Annotated in this window: 14 protein-coding genes; 8 read left to right on the forward strand and 6 right to left on the reverse strand. The window is 68.0% G+C overall.

Annotated features, from left to right (window positions below; all coding sequences use genetic code 11):
- Nucleotides 1-9: 9 nt before the first annotated feature.
- Nucleotides 10-1,590 (forward strand): amidase, encoded by a 1,581-nt coding sequence (locus AC0CH3_RS00525; RefSeq protein ID WP_457326118.1) that lies wholly within the window; start codon nucleotides 10-12, stop codon nucleotides 1,588-1,590.
- A 7-nt stretch (nucleotides 1,591-1,597) separates the two neighbouring features.
- Here the strand turns inward: AC0CH3_RS00525 and AC0CH3_RS00530 are convergent, their stop codons facing one another.
- From AC0CH3_RS00530 to AC0CH3_RS00540, 3 genes are all read right to left on the reverse strand, one after another.
- Nucleotides 1,598-3,067 carry a hypothetical protein gene (locus AC0CH3_RS00530; RefSeq protein WP_465237456.1) on the reverse strand — a complete coding sequence of 490 codons (1,470 nt, stop codon included), beginning with the start codon at nucleotides 3,065-3,067 and terminating at the stop codon, nucleotides 1,598-1,600.
- Nucleotides 3,067-4,293, reverse strand: a complete 1,227-nt coding sequence (locus AC0CH3_RS00535) for a hypothetical protein (protein WP_354304459.1) — start codon at nucleotides 4,291-4,293, stop codon at nucleotides 3,067-3,069. The genes AC0CH3_RS00530 and AC0CH3_RS00535 overlap by 1 nt, the downstream gene beginning before the upstream one ends.
- Before the next feature lie 87 nt (nucleotides 4,294-4,380).
- Entirely contained in the window at nucleotides 4,381-5,904 is a 1,524-nt protein-coding gene (locus AC0CH3_RS00540) for a CpaF family protein (RefSeq protein WP_056016405.1), read from the reverse strand.
- 128 nt (nucleotides 5,905-6,032) lie between these two features.
- On the opposite strand from AC0CH3_RS00540, the gene AC0CH3_RS00545 reads away from it, so the two are divergent.
- Together AC0CH3_RS00545 and AC0CH3_RS00550 are read left to right on the forward strand one after the other, a co-directional pair.
- Nucleotides 6,033-7,580, forward strand: coding sequence for a S1C family serine protease (locus AC0CH3_RS00545; RefSeq protein ID WP_354304461.1), 1,548 nt, complete (start codon nucleotides 6,033-6,035; stop codon nucleotides 7,578-7,580).
- A gap of 113 nt (nucleotides 7,581-7,693) precedes the next feature.
- Nucleotides 7,694-9,241: a tetratricopeptide repeat protein gene (locus tag AC0CH3_RS00550; RefSeq protein WP_354304463.1), complete on the forward strand. Its 1,548-nt coding sequence runs from the start codon at nucleotides 7,694-7,696 to the stop codon at nucleotides 9,239-9,241.
- Nucleotides 9,242-9,290: 49 nt separating this feature from the next.
- Here the strand turns inward: AC0CH3_RS00550 and ada are convergent, their stop codons facing one another.
- Complete coding sequence (gene ada / locus AC0CH3_RS00555; protein WP_354304465.1) at nucleotides 9,291-10,406, reverse strand: bifunctional DNA-binding transcriptional regulator/O6-methylguanine-DNA methyltransferase Ada; 1,116 nt, start codon at nucleotides 10,404-10,406, stop codon at nucleotides 9,291-9,293.
- Nucleotides 10,407-10,468: 62 nt separating this feature from the next.
- Nucleotides 10,469-11,146 carry a dienelactone hydrolase family protein gene (locus tag AC0CH3_RS00560; RefSeq protein WP_354304467.1) on the reverse strand — a complete coding sequence of 226 codons (678 nt, stop codon included), beginning with the start codon at nucleotides 11,144-11,146 and terminating at the stop codon, nucleotides 10,469-10,471.
- Between the two features lie 332 nt (nucleotides 11,147-11,478).
- Between AC0CH3_RS00560 and AC0CH3_RS00565 the strand changes: the two genes are divergently transcribed.
- The 5 genes from AC0CH3_RS00565 to AC0CH3_RS00585 all read left to right on the forward strand — a co-directional run bounded on the left by AC0CH3_RS00565 (nucleotide 11,479) and on the right by AC0CH3_RS00585 (nucleotide 16,530).
- Entirely contained in the window at nucleotides 11,479-12,033 is a 555-nt protein-coding gene (locus AC0CH3_RS00565; RefSeq protein WP_354304469.1) for a F0F1 ATP synthase subunit delta, read from the forward strand.
- Nucleotides 12,034-12,037: 4 nt separating this feature from the next.
- The gene (gene atpA, locus AC0CH3_RS00570; RefSeq protein ID WP_031441855.1) at nucleotides 12,038-13,567 is read left to right on the forward strand and encodes a F0F1 ATP synthase subunit alpha; all 1,530 of its coding nucleotides are present in this window, start codon (nucleotides 12,038-12,040) and stop codon (nucleotides 13,565-13,567) included.
- Nucleotides 13,568-13,690: 123 nt separating this feature from the next.
- Nucleotides 13,691-14,596, forward strand: coding sequence for a F0F1 ATP synthase subunit gamma (locus tag AC0CH3_RS00575; RefSeq protein ID WP_333994636.1), 906 nt, complete (start codon nucleotides 13,691-13,693; stop codon nucleotides 14,594-14,596).
- Between the two features lie 17 nt (nucleotides 14,597-14,613).
- Nucleotides 14,614-16,089 (forward strand): F0F1 ATP synthase subunit beta, encoded by a 1,476-nt coding sequence (atpD, locus tag AC0CH3_RS00580; protein ID WP_056016388.1) that lies wholly within the window; start codon nucleotides 14,614-14,616, stop codon nucleotides 16,087-16,089.
- A gap of 186 nt (nucleotides 16,090-16,275) precedes the next feature.
- A complete protein-coding gene (locus tag AC0CH3_RS00585) occupies nucleotides 16,276-16,530 on the forward strand; it encodes an ATP synthase F1 subunit epsilon (protein ID WP_056018797.1) in 255 nt (84 codons plus the stop codon).
- Nucleotides 16,531-16,535: 5 nt separating this feature from the next.
- Here the strand turns inward: AC0CH3_RS00585 and AC0CH3_RS00590 are convergent, their stop codons facing one another.
- On the reverse strand, nucleotides 16,536-17,612 hold the full coding sequence (locus tag AC0CH3_RS00590) for an acyltransferase family protein (RefSeq protein WP_354301319.1): 1,077 nt from the start codon (nucleotides 17,610-17,612) through the stop codon (nucleotides 16,536-16,538).
- Between the last annotated feature and the right edge of the window lie 24 nt (nucleotides 17,613-17,636).

Raw genomic sequence — 17,636 nt, forward strand, 5'->3', positions numbered from 1 at the left:
GATTCGGAAATGCGCAGGATTATCATGGGGCTGTTGCTCGCAACCGCGATTCCGGCGGGCGTGCACGCAAGGACGGTCGCGGTCGAGGAGCAGTCGATCGATCAGCTTCAGGCGATGATGCGGGCGGGCAAGGCGAGCAGCGTCGATCTCGTCCGCGCCTATCGCACGCGGATCGCGGCGATGGATCGCAAGGGCCCGGCGCTCCGCAGCGTGATCGCGCTCAACCCGGATGCCGAGGCGCAGGCGAAGGCGCTCGACGCCGAACGCAAGGCCGGGCGCGTGCGCGGGCCGCTCCACGGCGTGCCCGTGCTGATCAAGGACAATGTCGAGACCGTCGATGCGATGCCGACCACCGCGGGCAGCCTTGCACTGAAGGACAACATGACCCGCCGCGACGCGCCCGTCGTCGCGCAGCTCCGCGCGGCGGGGGCGGTGATCCTCGGCAAGACCAACCTGAGCGAGTGGGCGAACATCCGCTCGACGCGATCGATGAGCGGCTGGAGCGCGGTCGGCGGGCTCGTGAAGAACCCCTATGCGCTCGATCGCACCGCCTGCGGCTCGTCGAGCGGCTCGGGCGCGGCGATCGCCGCCAGTTTCGCGGCGGCGGCGATCGGGACGGAGACCGACGGCTCGGTCGTCTGCCCGTCGTCGATCAACGGGCTGGTCGGGCTGAAGCCGACGCTGGGGCTCGTCAGCCGGACTCATGTCGTGCCGATCAGCCATAGCCAGGACACGCCGGGGCCGATGGCGCGCAGCGTGCGCGACGTGGCGACGATGTTCTCGGCGATGATCGCGCCCGATCCGGCGGATGCCGCGACCGCGGGGGCAGAGGCCTATAAGCGCGATTATGCGGCGGGGCTGTCGACGAGTGCGCTGTCGGGGCTGCGGATCGGTGTGATCCGGCCCGAGATGACGGCGGACGTTGCTGCCAGATACGAGGCGGCGCTCGACGTGCTGAAGGCGGCGGGGGCGGTGCTGGTCGAGGTGAAGCAACCCAAGCTCGACGGGATCGGCGAAGCGGAACTGCTGGTGCTGCAGACCGAGCTGAAGGCCGATCTCGATACTTATCTTGCGACCACGCCCGCCGCGGTGCGGACGCGGACGCTGGATCAGGTGATCGCGTTTAACACCGCCAATGCCGCGACCGAGATGCCGTTCTTTGCGCAGGAGACGTTCGAGGCGGCGGCGAAGACCAGGGGGCTGGGCGATCCGGCCTACAAGGCGGCGCGTGCTAAGTCGCTCCGGCTGGCAGGCGTGGAGGGGATCGACGCGATGCTCAAAAGCGCTGGCGCGACGGTGCTCGTCGAGCCGACCTATGGCCCTGCCTGGCTGAGCGAGCCGGTCTATGGCGACCAATATGGTGGGCCGAGTGCGAGCGAGTTGCCGGCGGTGGCGGGCTATCCGAACCTGACCGTGCCGATGGGGCTGGTGCGCGGCCTGCCGGTCGGGCTGTCGTTCATCGCAACGAAGTACGGCGACGCGGCGGTGCTGGGCGCGGGCTATGCCTATGAGCAGCGGGCAAAGGCGCGCGTGGCGCCGCGCTACCGCGCGACGGCGGATGCAGGGCCGGGGCTGGACGGAGTGCGCTAAGCCGGGGCTAGCGCGTCGGCTGGCGCAGCGGGCGGTCGTTGCGCAGATAGACCGCGGTGCGGTCCTTCAGGCGGCGCGTGGTGAAGACCAGCCGGTAGTCGCGCGCGAGTGCCGCCTTGACCGCGCGCAGGCTGCCGACGTTCCAGATCGACAGTCGGCGGTTCGAGGTCACGATCACCGGCGGCCGGGTGGCGAGGATGCGGCGGACTTCGCCGGCTTCGTCGACCCCCGTCGCGCCCTGTTCGGTCGTCAGACTGAGCAAATTCGGGAACGCGTAGGCGGTGGGGACGCAAACCTTGGCCAGCACATAGGTGACGGTGTCGCCGCGGAACACATAGGGGCATTCTCCCCCGCTGTTCGCCGCGACGAGCCGGGCGACCGCGCGCGCGCCGGGGGCGTCGTCATGGCGGACAATTCGCTCGACGAGGAGGATGCCGAACGGCACGACCAGCGCGAGCGCCAGCATCCTGCCGTAGCGCGACAGGGTCGGCGCGGCGGCGATCGCGAGCGGCGCGACCAGCGGCAGGCTGTAATGGTCGAAGAACGTGCCGATCGCAAAGAACCCCAGCGCCGCCGCGATCAGCCAGCCAAAAGCGATCAGCCGGGTCTGTCCGTCGATGCCCGCGCGCGGGCGATCGCGCCAGGCGAGCACCGCCGCCGCGAGCAGCGGCAGCAGCTGTGCGGTGATGCCGAGCAGCCGCATGACGACTTGCTCCAGCGGATAGCCCGGCCGCAACAGGATCGAGGCGAAGTTCGCAAACCAGAACGCGTCCAGCCAGCCGTGCGCGGCGTACCAGACGAGCGCAGCGAGCGTCGGCGCCAGGCCGGTCGCGGCGAAGGCCAGCGCGGCGGCACCGGTCACGGGCAGCGAGGCGCCCGCCTTGCGCAGGTACCAGAGATGCGCGAGCCCGAAGAACGCGCCTTCGAACGCCGGCGTGTACTTCATCTGGATTGCGATTCCCGCGAGCAGGCAGGCGACCACGCTGCTCAGCACGATGCCGCGCCGATCGCCGGCGGCCGCCTTCACGGGCAGCTGCAGCGTCAGCAGCGCCGCGAACGCGATGGGCAGATTGTAGAAGACCGGCGACTGGCCGCCACCGCCGCTCAGCAGCGACAGCCCGGCGAGATAGGCGGCGCCGGCGGCGAGCGCACCGCGATGATCCGCGCCGACGATCCGCGCGCCGCGGTGGACGATGACCGCGGTCGCCCAGGCAAAGACGGTCGCGACCAGCTGATAGGCGAGGACGCCGTCGCCGGGCAGCAGGCGCATGCCGGCGAACAGCAGGAACAGCCCGATCGGCTTGCGGTCCCAGATGTCGATAAACGGCACCGCGCCGTGAAGCATCCGGTCGCCGACGAGCAGATAATATTGCTCGTCGACCGCGATGACGGGATTGCCGAAATCCCAGCTGCGGATCGCCAGCGCGACGAGCAGCAGGACGAGCGCGGTCGCCCAGCGGTTGCGCGGCGTCGTCATCAGTAGAAATTCCGCAGCGTCAGGATTCGCGACGTCCCGTCACAGCCGCCGAGCGTGACCGCGCTGCCCGCGGGGCGTACCGCCCAGGTCGCGATCGGACTGGTGGGATAATCGCGCGGGATCGCCACGCCGTCGATCGTGCAGATCTGGTCGCCGACCTTCCACCCGTCCGCCTCGGCCGGACCGCCGCGCATCACGTGCAGGACCTTCAATCGGTCGCTCTCGACGCCCATCAGCAGGCCGCTGGTCGAGCGAAGCGGTAGCGGGTCGGCGACGGTGGTGCGCTTGAACACCATCCGTCCGGCAAGCGGGTCGAGCAGCACGCGGTAATGCTGGAGAAAGCCCGAGCCGATGCGGCCGGCGGTGCCGATCGATTGCGAAAAGCCGTTTTCGGGTTCGATCCGCACCTCGGTCTCGCGCGCGACGAGCGTACCCACGCGGATTTCGGGGGCGATGGCGAGCCCGCTGACGACCGCGCCGCCGAGGCCGAATGCGATCGCGGTGGTGGTGCGCAGCCCGGGCGGCGCGGCGCGGCGCCAGCCTGCGGCGGTGACGGTGATCGCGGATCCGTCGCCGGTATCGACCACCATCGGCGCGAGCGTGCGCGTGCCGAGCCGGATCGCGCTTTCATAGACGCGGCGGTCGGTCGACACGCCGAGCGGCGCGGTCTCGCCGGCAAAGGGCAGGCGGCCCGACGGGATCAGGCGGAAGCGGTGCGTCGCATAATCGATGTCGAGCGCGTGTGCCGCGAGCAGGTCGCGCCCGACGAGCAGGTCGACCGCGCTCGCGCTGCCGGTCGCGAGAGCTGGCAATTCGGCGACGCTGACGCCGCCGCCGGTCCGTGTCAGTCCGCCGAGCGTGATCGTGCGGGTGGGCATCCATTGCAGCGCGACCGAACCACCGATCGCGGTCGCCTGGCCGCCCGCCTTCAGCTTGGCGCGGACGACCGCGGGCGAGGTCTTCGCCAGCAGGGTAAAGCTCACGCCTGTATCGAGGATCGCGGTGACGCTCCGGCCGTCGATCTGCATCGTGAAGCGGATCTGGTTGCCGGGTGTCAGGTCGAACGGCACCCAGCGCGCCTCGGCGTCGGGCGCCAGCCGCGCGACACCCTGATCGCGCGACGCGGGCGACGTGTCCGCAGCCGGCGCAGCGCTCGCGGCCGGCTCGTGCACCGATAGGGTCGGGGCCGCGAGCAGCGGGACGATGGCGAGGAAACGGAGACGCATGTGGCATTGGCCCTAGCGGGTCCGCCACGCCTTACAACCCGCGGCGGTCCCGCTCCGGCTCGCCGTGCGACACCGGGGGAGGCGAGACTAGAGGCACGCCTCGAGATACGCTTGGTCGAAGCCGAACTGCTTGGCCTTGTCGAGCGTGTAGGGGCGCAGGCCCATCGAGCGGTATTCGCCGAGGATCTTGCCGTCGGCGCTCTCGTCGAGATATTCGAACTTGAACAGCTCCTGCGTGACGATCACCGGGCCCTCCATGCCGATCACTTCGGTGATGTTGGTGACCCTACGAGATCCGTCGCGCAGGCGCTTCACCTGGATGATCAGCTCGACCGAATCGGCGATCTGGCGCGAAATCGCCTCCTTCGGCACCTTGATGTCCGACATCATCACCATGTTCTCCATACGCGCGAGCGCCTCGCGCGGGGAGTTGGCGTGGAGCGTACACATCGATCCGTCGTGGCCCGTGTTCATGGCCGCGAGCATGTCGAAACACTCGGAGCCACGAATTTCGCCGAGGATGATCCGGTCCGGGCGCATACGCAGCGCGTTCTTGACGAGATCGCGGATGCTGATCTCGCCCTGACCCTCGAGATTGGCGGGGCGCGTCTCGAGCGGCAGCCAGTGCGGCTGTTGCAGGCGAAGCTCGGCGGCATCCTCGATCGTCAGCACGCGCTCGCCCGGGTCGATCATCTTCGACAGCGCGTTGAGCATCGTCGTCTTGCCCGAACCCGTACCGCCAGAGATCACGACGTTAAACCGCGACGCGCCCGCGATCTTCAGCGCGGTCGCCATCTTGGGGCTCATGCTGCCGAACCCTGCCATCATGTCGAGTGTGATGGGTTTGGCGGAAAACTTACGGATCGAGATCGCGGTGCCGCGCAAGCTGAGCGGCGGCACGATCACGTTGACGCGGCTGCCGTCCTTCAAGCGGGCGTCGGCGAGCGGCGTGGTCTGATCGACGCGGCGGCCGACCGAATTGACGATCCGCTGCGCGATCTGGAACAGATGCTCCTCGTCGCGGAACTGGATGGGGGCGAGCTCGAGCTTGCCCTTGCGCTCGACATAGGTCTGTTCGGGGCCGTTCACCATGATGTCGGTGATGTTCGGATCCGCCAGCAATTCCTCGAGCGGCCCGAGCCCGAGCAGCTCGTCGACGAGCACCTTTTCGAGCGCGAACTGTTCGCGGCGGTTGAGCGTCAGCTTGAGCTCGGCGAGCACTTCGCCGATGATCGGGCGGAATTCCTCGGCGAGCTCGTCCTTGCCGAGCGTCGCCGCGGCCTCGGGATCGACGCGTTCGAGCAGGCGGGGAAGCACCTGTTCCTTGATCTTGTGGATCGACTGTTCGAAGCCCTCGACCTTGCTCGCGCCGGCATCGCCCGACGCCGCCTGGCGGTCGGCAAGTCGCTGCATTGCATCGACCTGCGCAAGCGGGACGCTGCCTTCGGTCTCGCCGGGCATCGGCAGCGATTCGAGCGGCGGAAACTGGCTGCCGGCATCCGATTCGACGCGGGGGGCGGGGCCACCGCCCTGCATCGGCCGCGCGACGCCAAAGGCCGGCCGGACCGCCGTTCCACCACTTATTCCACTGCGACGCCCGAACGCGCTCATGCACAAATCCTTGATCGTTAACGCCGGACTAGGGTCGAAGCCTTGAGATTTAGCTAACCAATCCAAGGCGGCCGCCGCTCGGCCCGAAACGGGTTCTTTGACGGCGCCGGGACGGATAAGGAGGGGGCATGCTGAGACGCCTGTTCACCCTGCTCGTCATCCCTCTGATGGCGCTGGCCGCCATCGGCCTGACCGCCGCCCCCGCCAGAGCCGACGATATCGCCGCGGCGGGTCGCGGCGTCGTGCGCGTCGTGACGATCGCCGTCGTCGACGATCAGGTGGTGGGGTTCGGACATGGCAGCGGCTTTGCCGTCGCACCCAACCGGATCGTCACCAACGCGCATGTCGTCGACCTTGCCGAGCGATACCCCGACAACGTCGTCGTCGGCGTGGTGCCGACCGAGGGCGACAAATCCTATCAGGGCAAGGTCATTGCCTATGACGCGCAGCGCGACCTCGCCTTGATCGAGTTCACCGGTGCCCGGCTGCCACCGAGCGCGCTGTACACCGGACCGATCGACGAGGGCGGGGCGGTGGTATCGCTGGGATTCCCCGGCAATGTCGACCTGGCGACCGCGCGATCGGCCGCGGACTATATTCGCCCGACCAGCCCGGTCCGGTCGGAGGGCGTGTTCTCCGGGCGACGCACGCTCGGCGACATCGAGGTGCTGTTGCATACCGCGAGCATCGCGCGCGGCAATTCGGGCGGGCCGCTGCTCGACCGGTGCGGACGCGTGATCGGCGTCAATTCGGCGATCACGCGCGGCGAGGAGGGCGATTCGACGTTCGGGTTCGCGATCGCGGATACCGAGCTCGCCGCGTTCCTGCGCGAGGCGAAGCAGCCCTATGCCGCGGTCGGCACTGCGTGCACCTCGATCGAGGACCGTTTGCGGCAGGACAGCGATGCCGAGGTCCGCGCGGCGACCGATGCGGCGGCGGCGCGGCGCGATGCGGCTTCGCAGGCAGCGCTGTCGCGCGAGCGGACGCTTGAACAGGCGCGGATCGAAGCCGAGCACATGCGCGAGAACGTCATGGCGATCGCAGGCCTGCTGCTGGTCGCGGGGGCGCTGGGGATCGGCACTGCGGGACTGCTCGAATCGCGTGGCCGGCGGCAGGCGGCGATCTGGACGGTGGCGGGCGGCGGCGTCGCGGTGGTCGCGGCGGTCGTCGTGTTCGTGCTGAGGCCATCGGGGGCGGTCGATCTGCCCGCAGCCCCGGCCGGACGGGCGGCCTTGACCGCTGGACGGTCCGTCCCGGTGGTCGAGGACAAGGCACTCGGCAAGCTGATGTGCAGGCTGATCCCCGAGCGGAGCCGGATCACGATCTCGTCGAGCGACGACGTGCCGATCCTCTGGGGGGCGGGCGGCTGCGTGAACGGCAAGACGCAATATGTCGCGGGCAATGGCCGGTGGGAGCGCGTGCTGGTGCCCGAGACCGAGCAGACGGTGTCGCTGCTGTCGTTCGACCCGCTGACGCGCACCTATGCCAACACACGCTATCTGATGTCGGGATCGGGGATGGCGGCGGCGCGGGCGGCACGGGGCGAGACGCCGGGGCAGTGCACGACCGATCCGGCGGCGATCACGCGGCTGGTCGGCCAGCAGTCCGCGGTCCGCGCAACGTTGCCGCCTTTGCCGAACGAAAAGCTCGTCTACAGCTGCGCGCCCGCCGATTGATCCAGAACCAGCGTTTCGAGGCTCGGCAAGCGTCGCCCCGCATGGCAGGATAGCCCCTTCGAGGGGGAATGATGATGCGGCGATACGGGGTGCCATGCGGAGCGTGGGCCGGAATGCGGAACGGCGTGGCGTTCGGCGTCATGCTGGTCGCGGGGTTGGGCGCGCCGGCATCGGCGAAATGGGCGCGCGCAACGTCCGACCATTTCGAGATCTATGCCGAGATGCCGCCCGCCGCGCTGGAGAAGATGGCGACCCGGCTCGAGCAGTTCGACGGGGCGATGCGCTTTCTGCATCATACCGATGCGGGGACCGGCGCGAAGGGGGCGAACCGCGTCACCCTCTATGTCGCGAACGACATCGCCGCGGTCCGCAAATTGTCGGGCAACCGCAATATCGCGGGCTTCTATCTGCCGCGCGCGAGTGGATCGGTCGCCTTCACACCGCGCATCGGCGACGTCGGCGGGATGCCGCAGATCGTCCTGTTCCACGAATATGCGCATCATTTCCTGCTGGGCAATTACGCCGCCGCCTATCCCGCGTGGTTCTCCGAAGGCTATGCCGAGTTCGTCTCGACCACCGCGTTCGAAAGGGCGTTTGTCCAGCTCGGCGGTGCCGCACAGCACCGCGCATACGGCCTGCTGTCCGCGAAGCCGCTTCCGGCGGCGACGTTGTTCGCGACCGGGCAGCAGCTGACCGTGGATCAGCGCGACGTGATGTACGCGCGGGGATGGCTGCTCACGCACTATCTGATGTTCGACCCGGTCCGCGGAAAACAGCTGTCGCAGTACCTGGTGGCGCTCAACGCCGGAACGCCGAGCATCGCCGCGGCAACCGCGGCGTTCGGCGACCTCCGCGCGCTCGACAAGGCGCTGGATACCTATCTGCGTCAGCCGCGGATCCCGGGCCTGCGCATCCCCTATGACAAGCTGCCCGTCGCGGGGGTCGTCGCGACGACGCTGTCGCCGGGTGCCGAGGCGATGGTCGAGCTGCGGATGCGATCCGAGCGTGGCGTCGATCGTGCCACCGCAGCGCCGATCTTCGCGCGCGCCGCCAAGATCGCGGCCGCCTATCCCGACGATGCGCTTGCGCAGGGCTGGTTGGCGGAGATGGCCTATGATGCCGGGTATGACGATGCGGCGGAGGCTGCGGCGGACCGCGCGTTTGCCGCGAATCCGGCGTCGCGCCAGGCGATGCTGTACAAGGCGCAGGTGTTGCTGCGCCGCGCCGCGATCGCGAAGTCGACCGACGCCAAGATTTGGAGCGTGGCACGGCGCTGGATCGTCAAGGCCAACCGCCAGTCGCCGGACGATGCCGAGGCGCTATCGCTCTATTACGACAGCTTCGCCATGGCGGGGGAAAAGCCCAGCGACGCCGCGATCGCGGGGATCGGCCGTGCGCTCGAGCTCGTACCGCAGGATCCCTCGCTGCGGTTCACGGTGGCGGCGCAGGCGATCCTCGACGGGCGCGCCGACGTCGCGAAGCGCGCGTTGCGTCCGCTGGCGTTCGACCCGCACCGGTCTGCGGACAATCCCGCCGCGCGGCTGATCGCAATCCTCGACAGCGGCGTCACGGGGCCGGCGGCGATGCTCGCGCTGACCAAGGCACAGGGCGAGACTGCCGCCGCGGCGCCACCCGCGACGGGAGCGCCGACGGGCGATTAGCCGGAGACCGGGCGGGGGCGGTTCGACACGCGCGGGGTCGCGACCGACGTCAGGATGACGCTGTCGGGGAGCGAGCGTCGGCGCCGATCTCCTTTGCCAGCAGCGCGCGTTTGCGGTCGAGTCCATAGGCATAGCCGCCAAGCGTGCCGTCGCTACGCTGCGCCCGGTGGCAGGGGATGAGGATCGCGACGGGGTTGGCGCCGCATGCACTGCCCGCCGCGCGGACTGCGGCCGGGTTGCCGGCGGTCGCTGCAAGCTGCGTGTAGGTGCGGGTTTCGCCCGCGGGGATACGCGCGAGCGCCTGCCAGACCGCCTCCTGAAACGCGGTGCCGCGAACGTCGAGCGGAAGGTCGTGGTGGCGATCGGGTGATTCGACGCTGGCGACGACGCGCGCGGCAAGCGCGGTGAGCGCGGTATCGCCGGGCAGGATCGTCGCGTTCGGGAAGCGCGTCGCGAGCGCGCCCGCATCCTCGTCGAACGCGACGCGGCACAACCCCGTCTCGGTCGCAGCGATCAGGAGCGGGCCGAGGCTGGTCGGAGCGATCGTCCAGCGGATCGTCACCCCGCGGCCGCCGCGGCTCCAGACGCTGGGCGGCATGCCGAGTCGCGCGCCCGCATCGGCGTAGAACCGGCTGGGGGCCGCATAGCCCGCGTCGTAGATCGCATCGGTGACACGCGTCTCGCGGCTCAGCGCGTCGGCGGCGCGGGCGCTTCGCAGGCCGCGGGCATAGGCGGCCGGGGTGACGCCGGTCGCGCGGCGGAAGAGCCGGTGGAAATGATGCGGCGCATAGCCGACCGTCCGGGCAAGCGCATCGAGCGGGATCGTCTCGTCGCACGCCTCGATCGCGGCAATCGCCTGCGCCACCGCGATCCGGTCCCGGCCAAGCGAATCGGGGGTGCAACGCAGGCACGCGCGAAACCCCGCGGCGCGCGCGGTTTCCGCGTCAGGGTAGAAGCTGACATTAATGCGGTTGGGATGGCGCGCCGGGCAGCTCGGCTTGCAATAGATGCCCGTCGTGGCGACTGCGACGACGAAGCGGCCATCGGCGGATCGATCGCGCGCCTCGAATGCGGCCCAGGCGGCGTCCGCGTCGATGCCGGTGGCGATCGGACCGGGGCCGGGGCCGGTACTGGCCGCGAGATCGGGGGCAGGGGGGTGGGTCATGTCGGGATGATAGCCGATCCCGAGCCGCACCCCATCCCACTGCTTGCTGTCAAAGTCGCCGATCAGCCGCCATGCGCGCGGAACAGGTCGAGCGTACGCTGCCTGGCCAGATCCGCGCTCGGCTCGTGATAATCCTTGCGCCGATCCGAGTTGAAGCCATGGCCGGCCTCGTAGACGTAGACCGTCGCGTTCGGCCAGTCCTTGGCGATGACCTGCTCGACGCCCTCCATCGGGATGCCGTGGTCGTGGCGACCGAAGTGCAGGATCACCGGCACCTTGGGTTCCTCATCGGCTGCGGCGGGGATCATGCTGCCATAATAGCCGCTCGCGGCGGCGACGCCGGTGAGCCGCGTCGCGGCGAACCACGCGACCGACCCGCCATAGCAATAGCCGACGACGAACACCGGCCCGGCGGGGGCAAGCGAGTCGATGCATGTCTGGACGTCTTTCAGCGACAGGTCGAAGGGATGAAGCTGCCGCGCGAGCTCGATCCCGCGCGCAAGGCCGTCACCCGAATAGTCCGCCTCGAACCCCGGATGCTCGCGGTCGAACAGCGCGGGCGCGAGCACCTCATAGCCGTCGGCGGCGTATTCGTCGCACAGGTCGCGGATATGGTCGGTGACGCCGAAGATCTCCTGCACGAGGACTAGCCCGCCGCGTCGTTCGCCTGCCGGCTGCGCGTGATAGACCGCGATGGTCGCGCCGTCGGACATGGTCATGCTTTCCATCGTGCCGGTCATTCTCGAGTCCTCGTCGGTTGGTCGTAACGCCCGCCCAATACCGTCATTCCCGCGGAGGCGGGACCCCATAGTGGCAGGCCGTGCGATGAAAGCGCCGGGTCCGAAGGCTATGGATCCCCGCCTGCGCGGGGATGACGGGGAGGGTGAGGTGGGGCCGTCCAGCCATCTATCAATGACAAAACAGTCACAAACCGACCGCGGCAACCCTCCGGCCGGGTTGCCAATCCGCGAACCCGATGCTACCCGCGCCGCGTCCCATGAGAGGTGCTTTCGCGCCCTCTTCCCCCATGGGACAGCAACATTTTCGGTTTCAGGCGAGGATTGACAGGTCCGTGGAGACATCCGGCGGTATTCAGGCGAGCTTAGGCGGGCGTTATGCGCTGGCCCTGTTCGAACTCGCACGTGACGCGAAGACGATCGACGCAGTCGAGTCGAGCCTGTCGCGCGTGCGTGACGCACTGGCGCAGTCGGAGGACTTCCGTACTCTGACGATCAGCCCGATGGTGTCGCGCGGCGCGGCGGTGAAGGCGGTCTCCGCGGTCGCCGACGAACTCGGCGTCGATGCGACCACCAAGAGCTTCCTCGGCGTTCTCGCTGAGAACCACCGGCTGGGCGCGCTGCCCAAGATCATCAAGGCGTTCCGCGCGCTTGCCGCGCAGCATCGCGGCGAGATCGCTGCCGAGGTGACCTCCGCGCACCCGCTGACCGACGAACAGGTGATCGAGCTGAAGCAGCAGCTCCGCCAGCGCGTCGGCCGTGAAGTTTCCGTCGACCTCAGCGTCGACCCATCGTTGCTGGGTGGACTCGTCGTCCGCGTCGGCAGCCAGATGATCGATTCGTCGATCAAGACGCGTCTCAACACTCTCGCGCACGCGATGAAGGGCTAAGCTAATGGATATCCGCGCCGCAGAAATCTCGAAGATCATCAAGGATCAGATCGCCAATTTCGGCACCGAGGCCCAGGTCAGCGAGACCGGCCAGGTGCTGAGCGTCGGCGACGGCATCGCGCGCATCTTCGGCCTCGACAACGTCCAGGCCGGCGAGATGGTCGAATTCTCGAACGGCGTGCAGGGCATGGCGCTCAACCTCGAGGCCGATAATGTCGGCGTCGTGATCTTCGGGTCGGACTCGGAGATCAAGGAAGGCGATATCGTCAAGCGCACCGGCACGATCGTCGATGTGCCGATCGGCAAGGAGCTGCTCGGCCGCGTGGTCGATGGCCTCGGCAACCCGATCGACGGCAAGGGCCCGATCCACACGACCGAGCGCAGCCGCGTCGAGGTCAAGGCACCGGGCATCATCCCGCGCCAGTCGGTCAGCGAGCCGGTCCAGACCGGTCTCAAGGCGATCGACGCGCTCGTCCCCGTCGGCCGTGGCCAGCGCGAGCTGATCATCGGCGATCGCCAGACCGGCAAGTCGGCCGTCGCGATCGACGCGTTCATCAACCAGAAGACCGCGAATGCCGGCGACGACGAGTCGAAGAAGCTGTATTGCGTCTATGTCGCGATCGGCCAGAAGCGCTCGACCGTGGCGCAGCTCGTCAAGACGCTCGAAGAGAATGGCGCGATGGAATATTCCATCGTCGTCGCCGCCACCGCGTCGGATCCCGCACCGCTCCAGTATCTCGCGCCCTACACCGGCGTCGCGATGGGCGAGTATTTCCGCGATCGCGGCATGCACGCGCTGATCTGCTACGACGATCTGTCGAAGCAGGCCGTCGCCTACCGCCAGATGTCGCTGCTGCTGCGTCGTCCTCCCGGCCGTGAAGCCTATCCCGGCGACGTGTTCTATCTCCACAGCCGTCTGCTCGAGCGTGCGGCGAAGATGTCGGACGCGAACGGCGGCGGCTCGCTGACCGCGCTGCCGATCATCGAGACTCAGGCGGGCGACGTTTCGGCGTACATCCCGACCAACGTGATTTCGATCACCGACGGCCAGATCTTCCTCGAAACCGACCTGTTCTTCTCGGGCGTCCGCCCGGCGATCAACGTCGGTCTCTCGGTCAGCCGCGTCGGCTCGGCCGCACAAACCAAGGCGATGAAGAAGGTGTCGGGCTCGATCAAGCTCGAGCTCGCGCAGTATCGCGAGATGGCGGCGTTCGCGCAGTTCGGGTCGGATCTCGATGCGTCGACGCAGAAGCTGCTCAACCGCGGTGCGCGCCTGACCGAGCTGCTCAAGCAGGCCCAGTTCTCGCCGCTGCCGTTCGAAGAGCAGACCGTGTCGATCTTCGCCGGCACCAGCGGCTATCTCGACAAGGTGCCCGTCGCCGACGTGACCCGTTACGAGCAGGCGCTGCTGGCCGACATGCGCGCGAACCACGCCGATGTGCTGAAGCTGATCCGCGATACCCGCGATCTGGGTAACGAGGCGAAGGACAAGCTGAAGGCAGCGCTCGAGGCGTTCGCCAAGACGTTTGCATAAGTAAACTCCCTCTCCCCTGCGGGGAGAGGGTCGGGGTGAGGGGCAGTACCGCGAGGTGCCGCCCCCGTGGCAGCCCCTCACCCCAACCCTCTCCCCGGAGGGGAGAGGGAGCAGGAAGAGAAGATGGCATCACTTAAGGCCCTCAAGATCCGCATCGGCTCGGTGAAGTCGACGCAGAAGATCACCAAGGCGATGAAGATGGTCGCCGCTGCGAAACTGCGCCGGGCGCAGGACGCGGCGGTCGCTGGCCGGCCCTATGCCGAGCGGCTCGAAGCGGTGATGGCGAGCCTTGCGGGGCGAGTCGGCATCGCGCCGGGCGCATCGCCGCTGCTGGCCGGGACCGGCAAGGACCAGGTCCACCTGATCGTCATCGCGACGTCGGAGCGTGGCCTCGCGGGTGCGTTCAACACCAACATCGTCCGTGCGGCACGCCGCAAGGCCGACGAGCTGATCGCGGCCGGCAAAACCGTGAAATTCTATGTCGCCGGCAAGAAGGGGCGCGTGATCAAGCGCTTCTTCCCGAACGACATCCTTGCCGATCACGAGATGGGCGGGATCAAGAAGCTCGCGTTCAGCGATGCACAGGCGATCTCGGAAGACCTAATCAAGCGCTTCGGCGAAGGTCAATTCGACGTCGCGCACCTGTTCTACGCGAAGTTTGTGTCCGCGCTGGTCCAGCTGCCGACCGGGATCCAGATCATCCCGATCCCGCTTTCGACGATCCCCGGCGCCGAGGGTGCAAAAGCAGGTGGGCCCAACGCCCCCGCCGAAGCCGTGGTCGAATACGAGCCCGACGAGGAAGCGATCCTCGCCGACCTGCTGCCGCGCAACGTCGCAATCCAGATCTTCCGCGCGCTGCTCGAAAACGCAGCGTCGGAGCAGGGCAGCCGCATGAACGCGATGGACAACGCCACGCGCAACGCGGGCGACATGATCACGCGCCTCTCGATCCAGTATAACCGTACCCGCCAAGCCGCGATCACGACCGAGCTGGTCGAAATCATCTCGGGCGCCGAAGCGCTCAAGTAAGCCCAAGGAAGCAGACAATGGCAACCGCCCCAGAGACCATCGCCGCCCCCAAGGCAGCAACCAACAACACGGGTCGCATCTCGCAGGTGATCGGCGCGGTCGTCGACGTGCATTTCCCCGACAATTTGCCCGCCATTCTGTCGGCGCTCGAAACCGACAATAACGGCAACCGGCTCGTGCTCGAGGTCGCGCAGCATCTCGGCGAGAACACCGTTCGCACGATCGCGATGGACGCGACCGAGGGTCTGACCCGCGGCCAGACCGTCACCGACACTGGTTCGCAGATCCGCGTCCCCGTCGGCCCGAAGACGCTCGGCCGCATCCTCAACGTCATCGGCGAGCCGATCGACGAACGTGGCCCCGTCGGCGCAGAGACGACCGCACCGATCCATGCCTCGGCCCCGCTGTTCGTCGACCAGTCGACCGAGAGCGCGATCCTGGTCACGGGCATCAAGGTCATCGATCTGCTCGCACCGTACGCAAAGGGCGGCAAGATCGGCCTGTTCGGCGGCGCCGGCGTCGGCAAGACCGTGCTGATCCAGGAGCTGATCAACAACATCGCCAAGGGCCACGGGGGCACCTCGGTGTTCGCGGGCGTCGGCGAGCGTACCCGCGAGGGTAACGATCTGTACCACGAGTTCCTCGACGCGGGCGTCATCGCCAAGGATGCCGACGGCAATCCGCAGTCGGAAGGCTCGAAGGTCGCGCTCGTATTCGGCCAGATGAACGAGCCGCCAGGCGCACGCGCTCGCGTCGCGCTGTCGGGTCTGACGATCGCCGAATATTTCCGCGACGTCGAAGGCCAGGACGTGCTGTTCTTCGTCGACAACATCTTCCGCTTCACGCAGGCGGGCGCAGAGGTGTCGGCACTGCTCGGCCGTATTCCGTCGGCGGTGGGCTATCAGCCGACGCTGTCGACCGACATGGGCGCGCTGCAGGAGCGCATCACGTCGACCAACAAGGGGTCGATCACCTCGGTGCAGGCCGTGTACGTTCCCGCGGACGATCTTACCGATCCGGCGCCTGCGACGTCGTTCGCGCATCTCGATGCGACGACCAACCTCAACCGTGCGATCTCCGAGCTGGGCATCTACCCGGCGGTCGATCCGCTCGATTCGACCTCGCGTCTGCTCGAGCCGCGCGTCGTCGGCCAGGAGCATTACGACACCGCGCGTGCGGTCCAGTCGACGCTGCAGAAGTACAAGTCGCTGCAGGACATCATCGCGATTCTCGGCATGGACGAACTGTCCGAAGAGGATAAGCTCACCGTCCAGCGTGCGCGGAAGATCCAGAAGTTCCTGAGCCAGCCGTTCCACGTCGCCGAGGTCTTCACTGGCATCAGCGGCAAGTTCGTCCAGCTCGAGGACACCGTCCGCTCTTTCAAGGCGGTCGTCGAGGGCGAATATGATCACCTGCCCGAGAGTGCGTTCTACATGGTCGGCGGCATCGACGAAGCCGTTGCCAAGGCCGAGAAGATGGCCGCGGAAGCGTAAGCTTCTTCTGCTCCCTCTCCCCTCTGGGGAGAGGGTTGGGGTGAGGGGCCGCCACGAGCGCCCCCGCCCGGTACTGCCCCTCACCCCGACCAGTTTGGGGTGAAAATTACCCCGTAATTTTCAGGCCATGCTGGGGGCATGGCCGACCCCAAACTCCCCGACGGGGAGAGGGAGAAGGCGAACAAGATGCTGCATTTCGAACTCGTCACGCCAGAAAAGCTCGTCCGGTCGGAAGAGGTCTACATGGTCGTCGTTCCCGGCACCGAAGGCGATTTCGGTGTTCTCGAAGGCCATGCGCCGTTCATGTCGACGGTCCGCGACGGTGGCCTTCAGGTGTACCGCACGGAAAACGGCACGCCCGAGACGATCGCGATCCAGGGCGGGTTCGCCGAGGTCAACGCCAAGGGCCTGACCGTACTCGCCGAGCACGCCAGCGAATAAGCCGATCAGGCGAATGCCGCGCCCTGGCTGGCCGGCACTCGCCGTCCGCGCGTCAGCCGGGCCAGCAGCGGGCGCTCAACCCAGCGATGGACGATCAGTCCCAGCATCGTCGACGCGGCGATGAACGCCGCGGCAAACGGATAGGGTGAGACGGGCGGAACATCCTGTCCGAGCTTCCACAGAATCGCGATCAGGCACGGGTGCGTGAGGTAGGTCGAATAGGACGCGTCGCCGATACGCGCGACCATCCGCTCGAACGGCCCGCGCGCGGTGGCGTCGATCACACCCACCACCACCAGTGCCCACGGCACCCCCCAGGTCCATGTCCGCGCGAACCCCGTTTCCCCCGCCACCGCGAGATTGACCTGCAGCGGCAGCGTGACCCCCAGTCCGAACGCGATCCCGATCGCGAGCAACGCGATGCCGGTCACCAGCGCGGGGGCGGCGATCCGCGCACTGATCCCGCGGCGCCACGCCATCCAGACCGCCACGCCCAGCGCGAATTCGAGCAGCAACGGGTTGAGCAACACGCGCAGCGGCGCCCAGCCGGGGTGGATCACGCTTCCCGCTAGCGCGACGGCGACGGTCAATGCGAGCAGGTGTTCGACGCGGCGCCGACGTACGCGCATCGCGACGGCGACGACCGCGTAGAAGGCGAATTCGAATGCCAGCGTCCACCCGGGATAGAGCGCGGGCAGGTGATAGCCGCCGCCGTCGAGAACGGGGAACACTGTGAAGGACATGACCGCCGACGGCAGCGTCAGCGGGTCGTGCATGATCGTCATGTAGATCACGCTGACGCAGGCGAACAACGGGACGATGCGCAGCCATCGCTTCGCCAGGAACCGCACCGGGTCGTGGTCCGCGGTCGCCAGCCAGTGCGCCATGACGAAACCGCTGATGACGAAGAACAGGTCGACCCCGCTCGCGCCGAACGCGGCAAGGTTGGGGACTGCGGGAACGAACGCGCCCGTCATCGGCACCGGTCCGGCCTCGATCATGTCCGACGCGTGCATCAGCAGGACGAGCGTCGCGGCAAGCGCGCGGAGCCACTGGATCGGTGCGATACGGCTGGACGACATGCCGGGGACGGTAGCATCCAGCCG

The sequence above is a fragment of the Sphingomonas sp. AC449 genome (assembly GCF_979253475.1).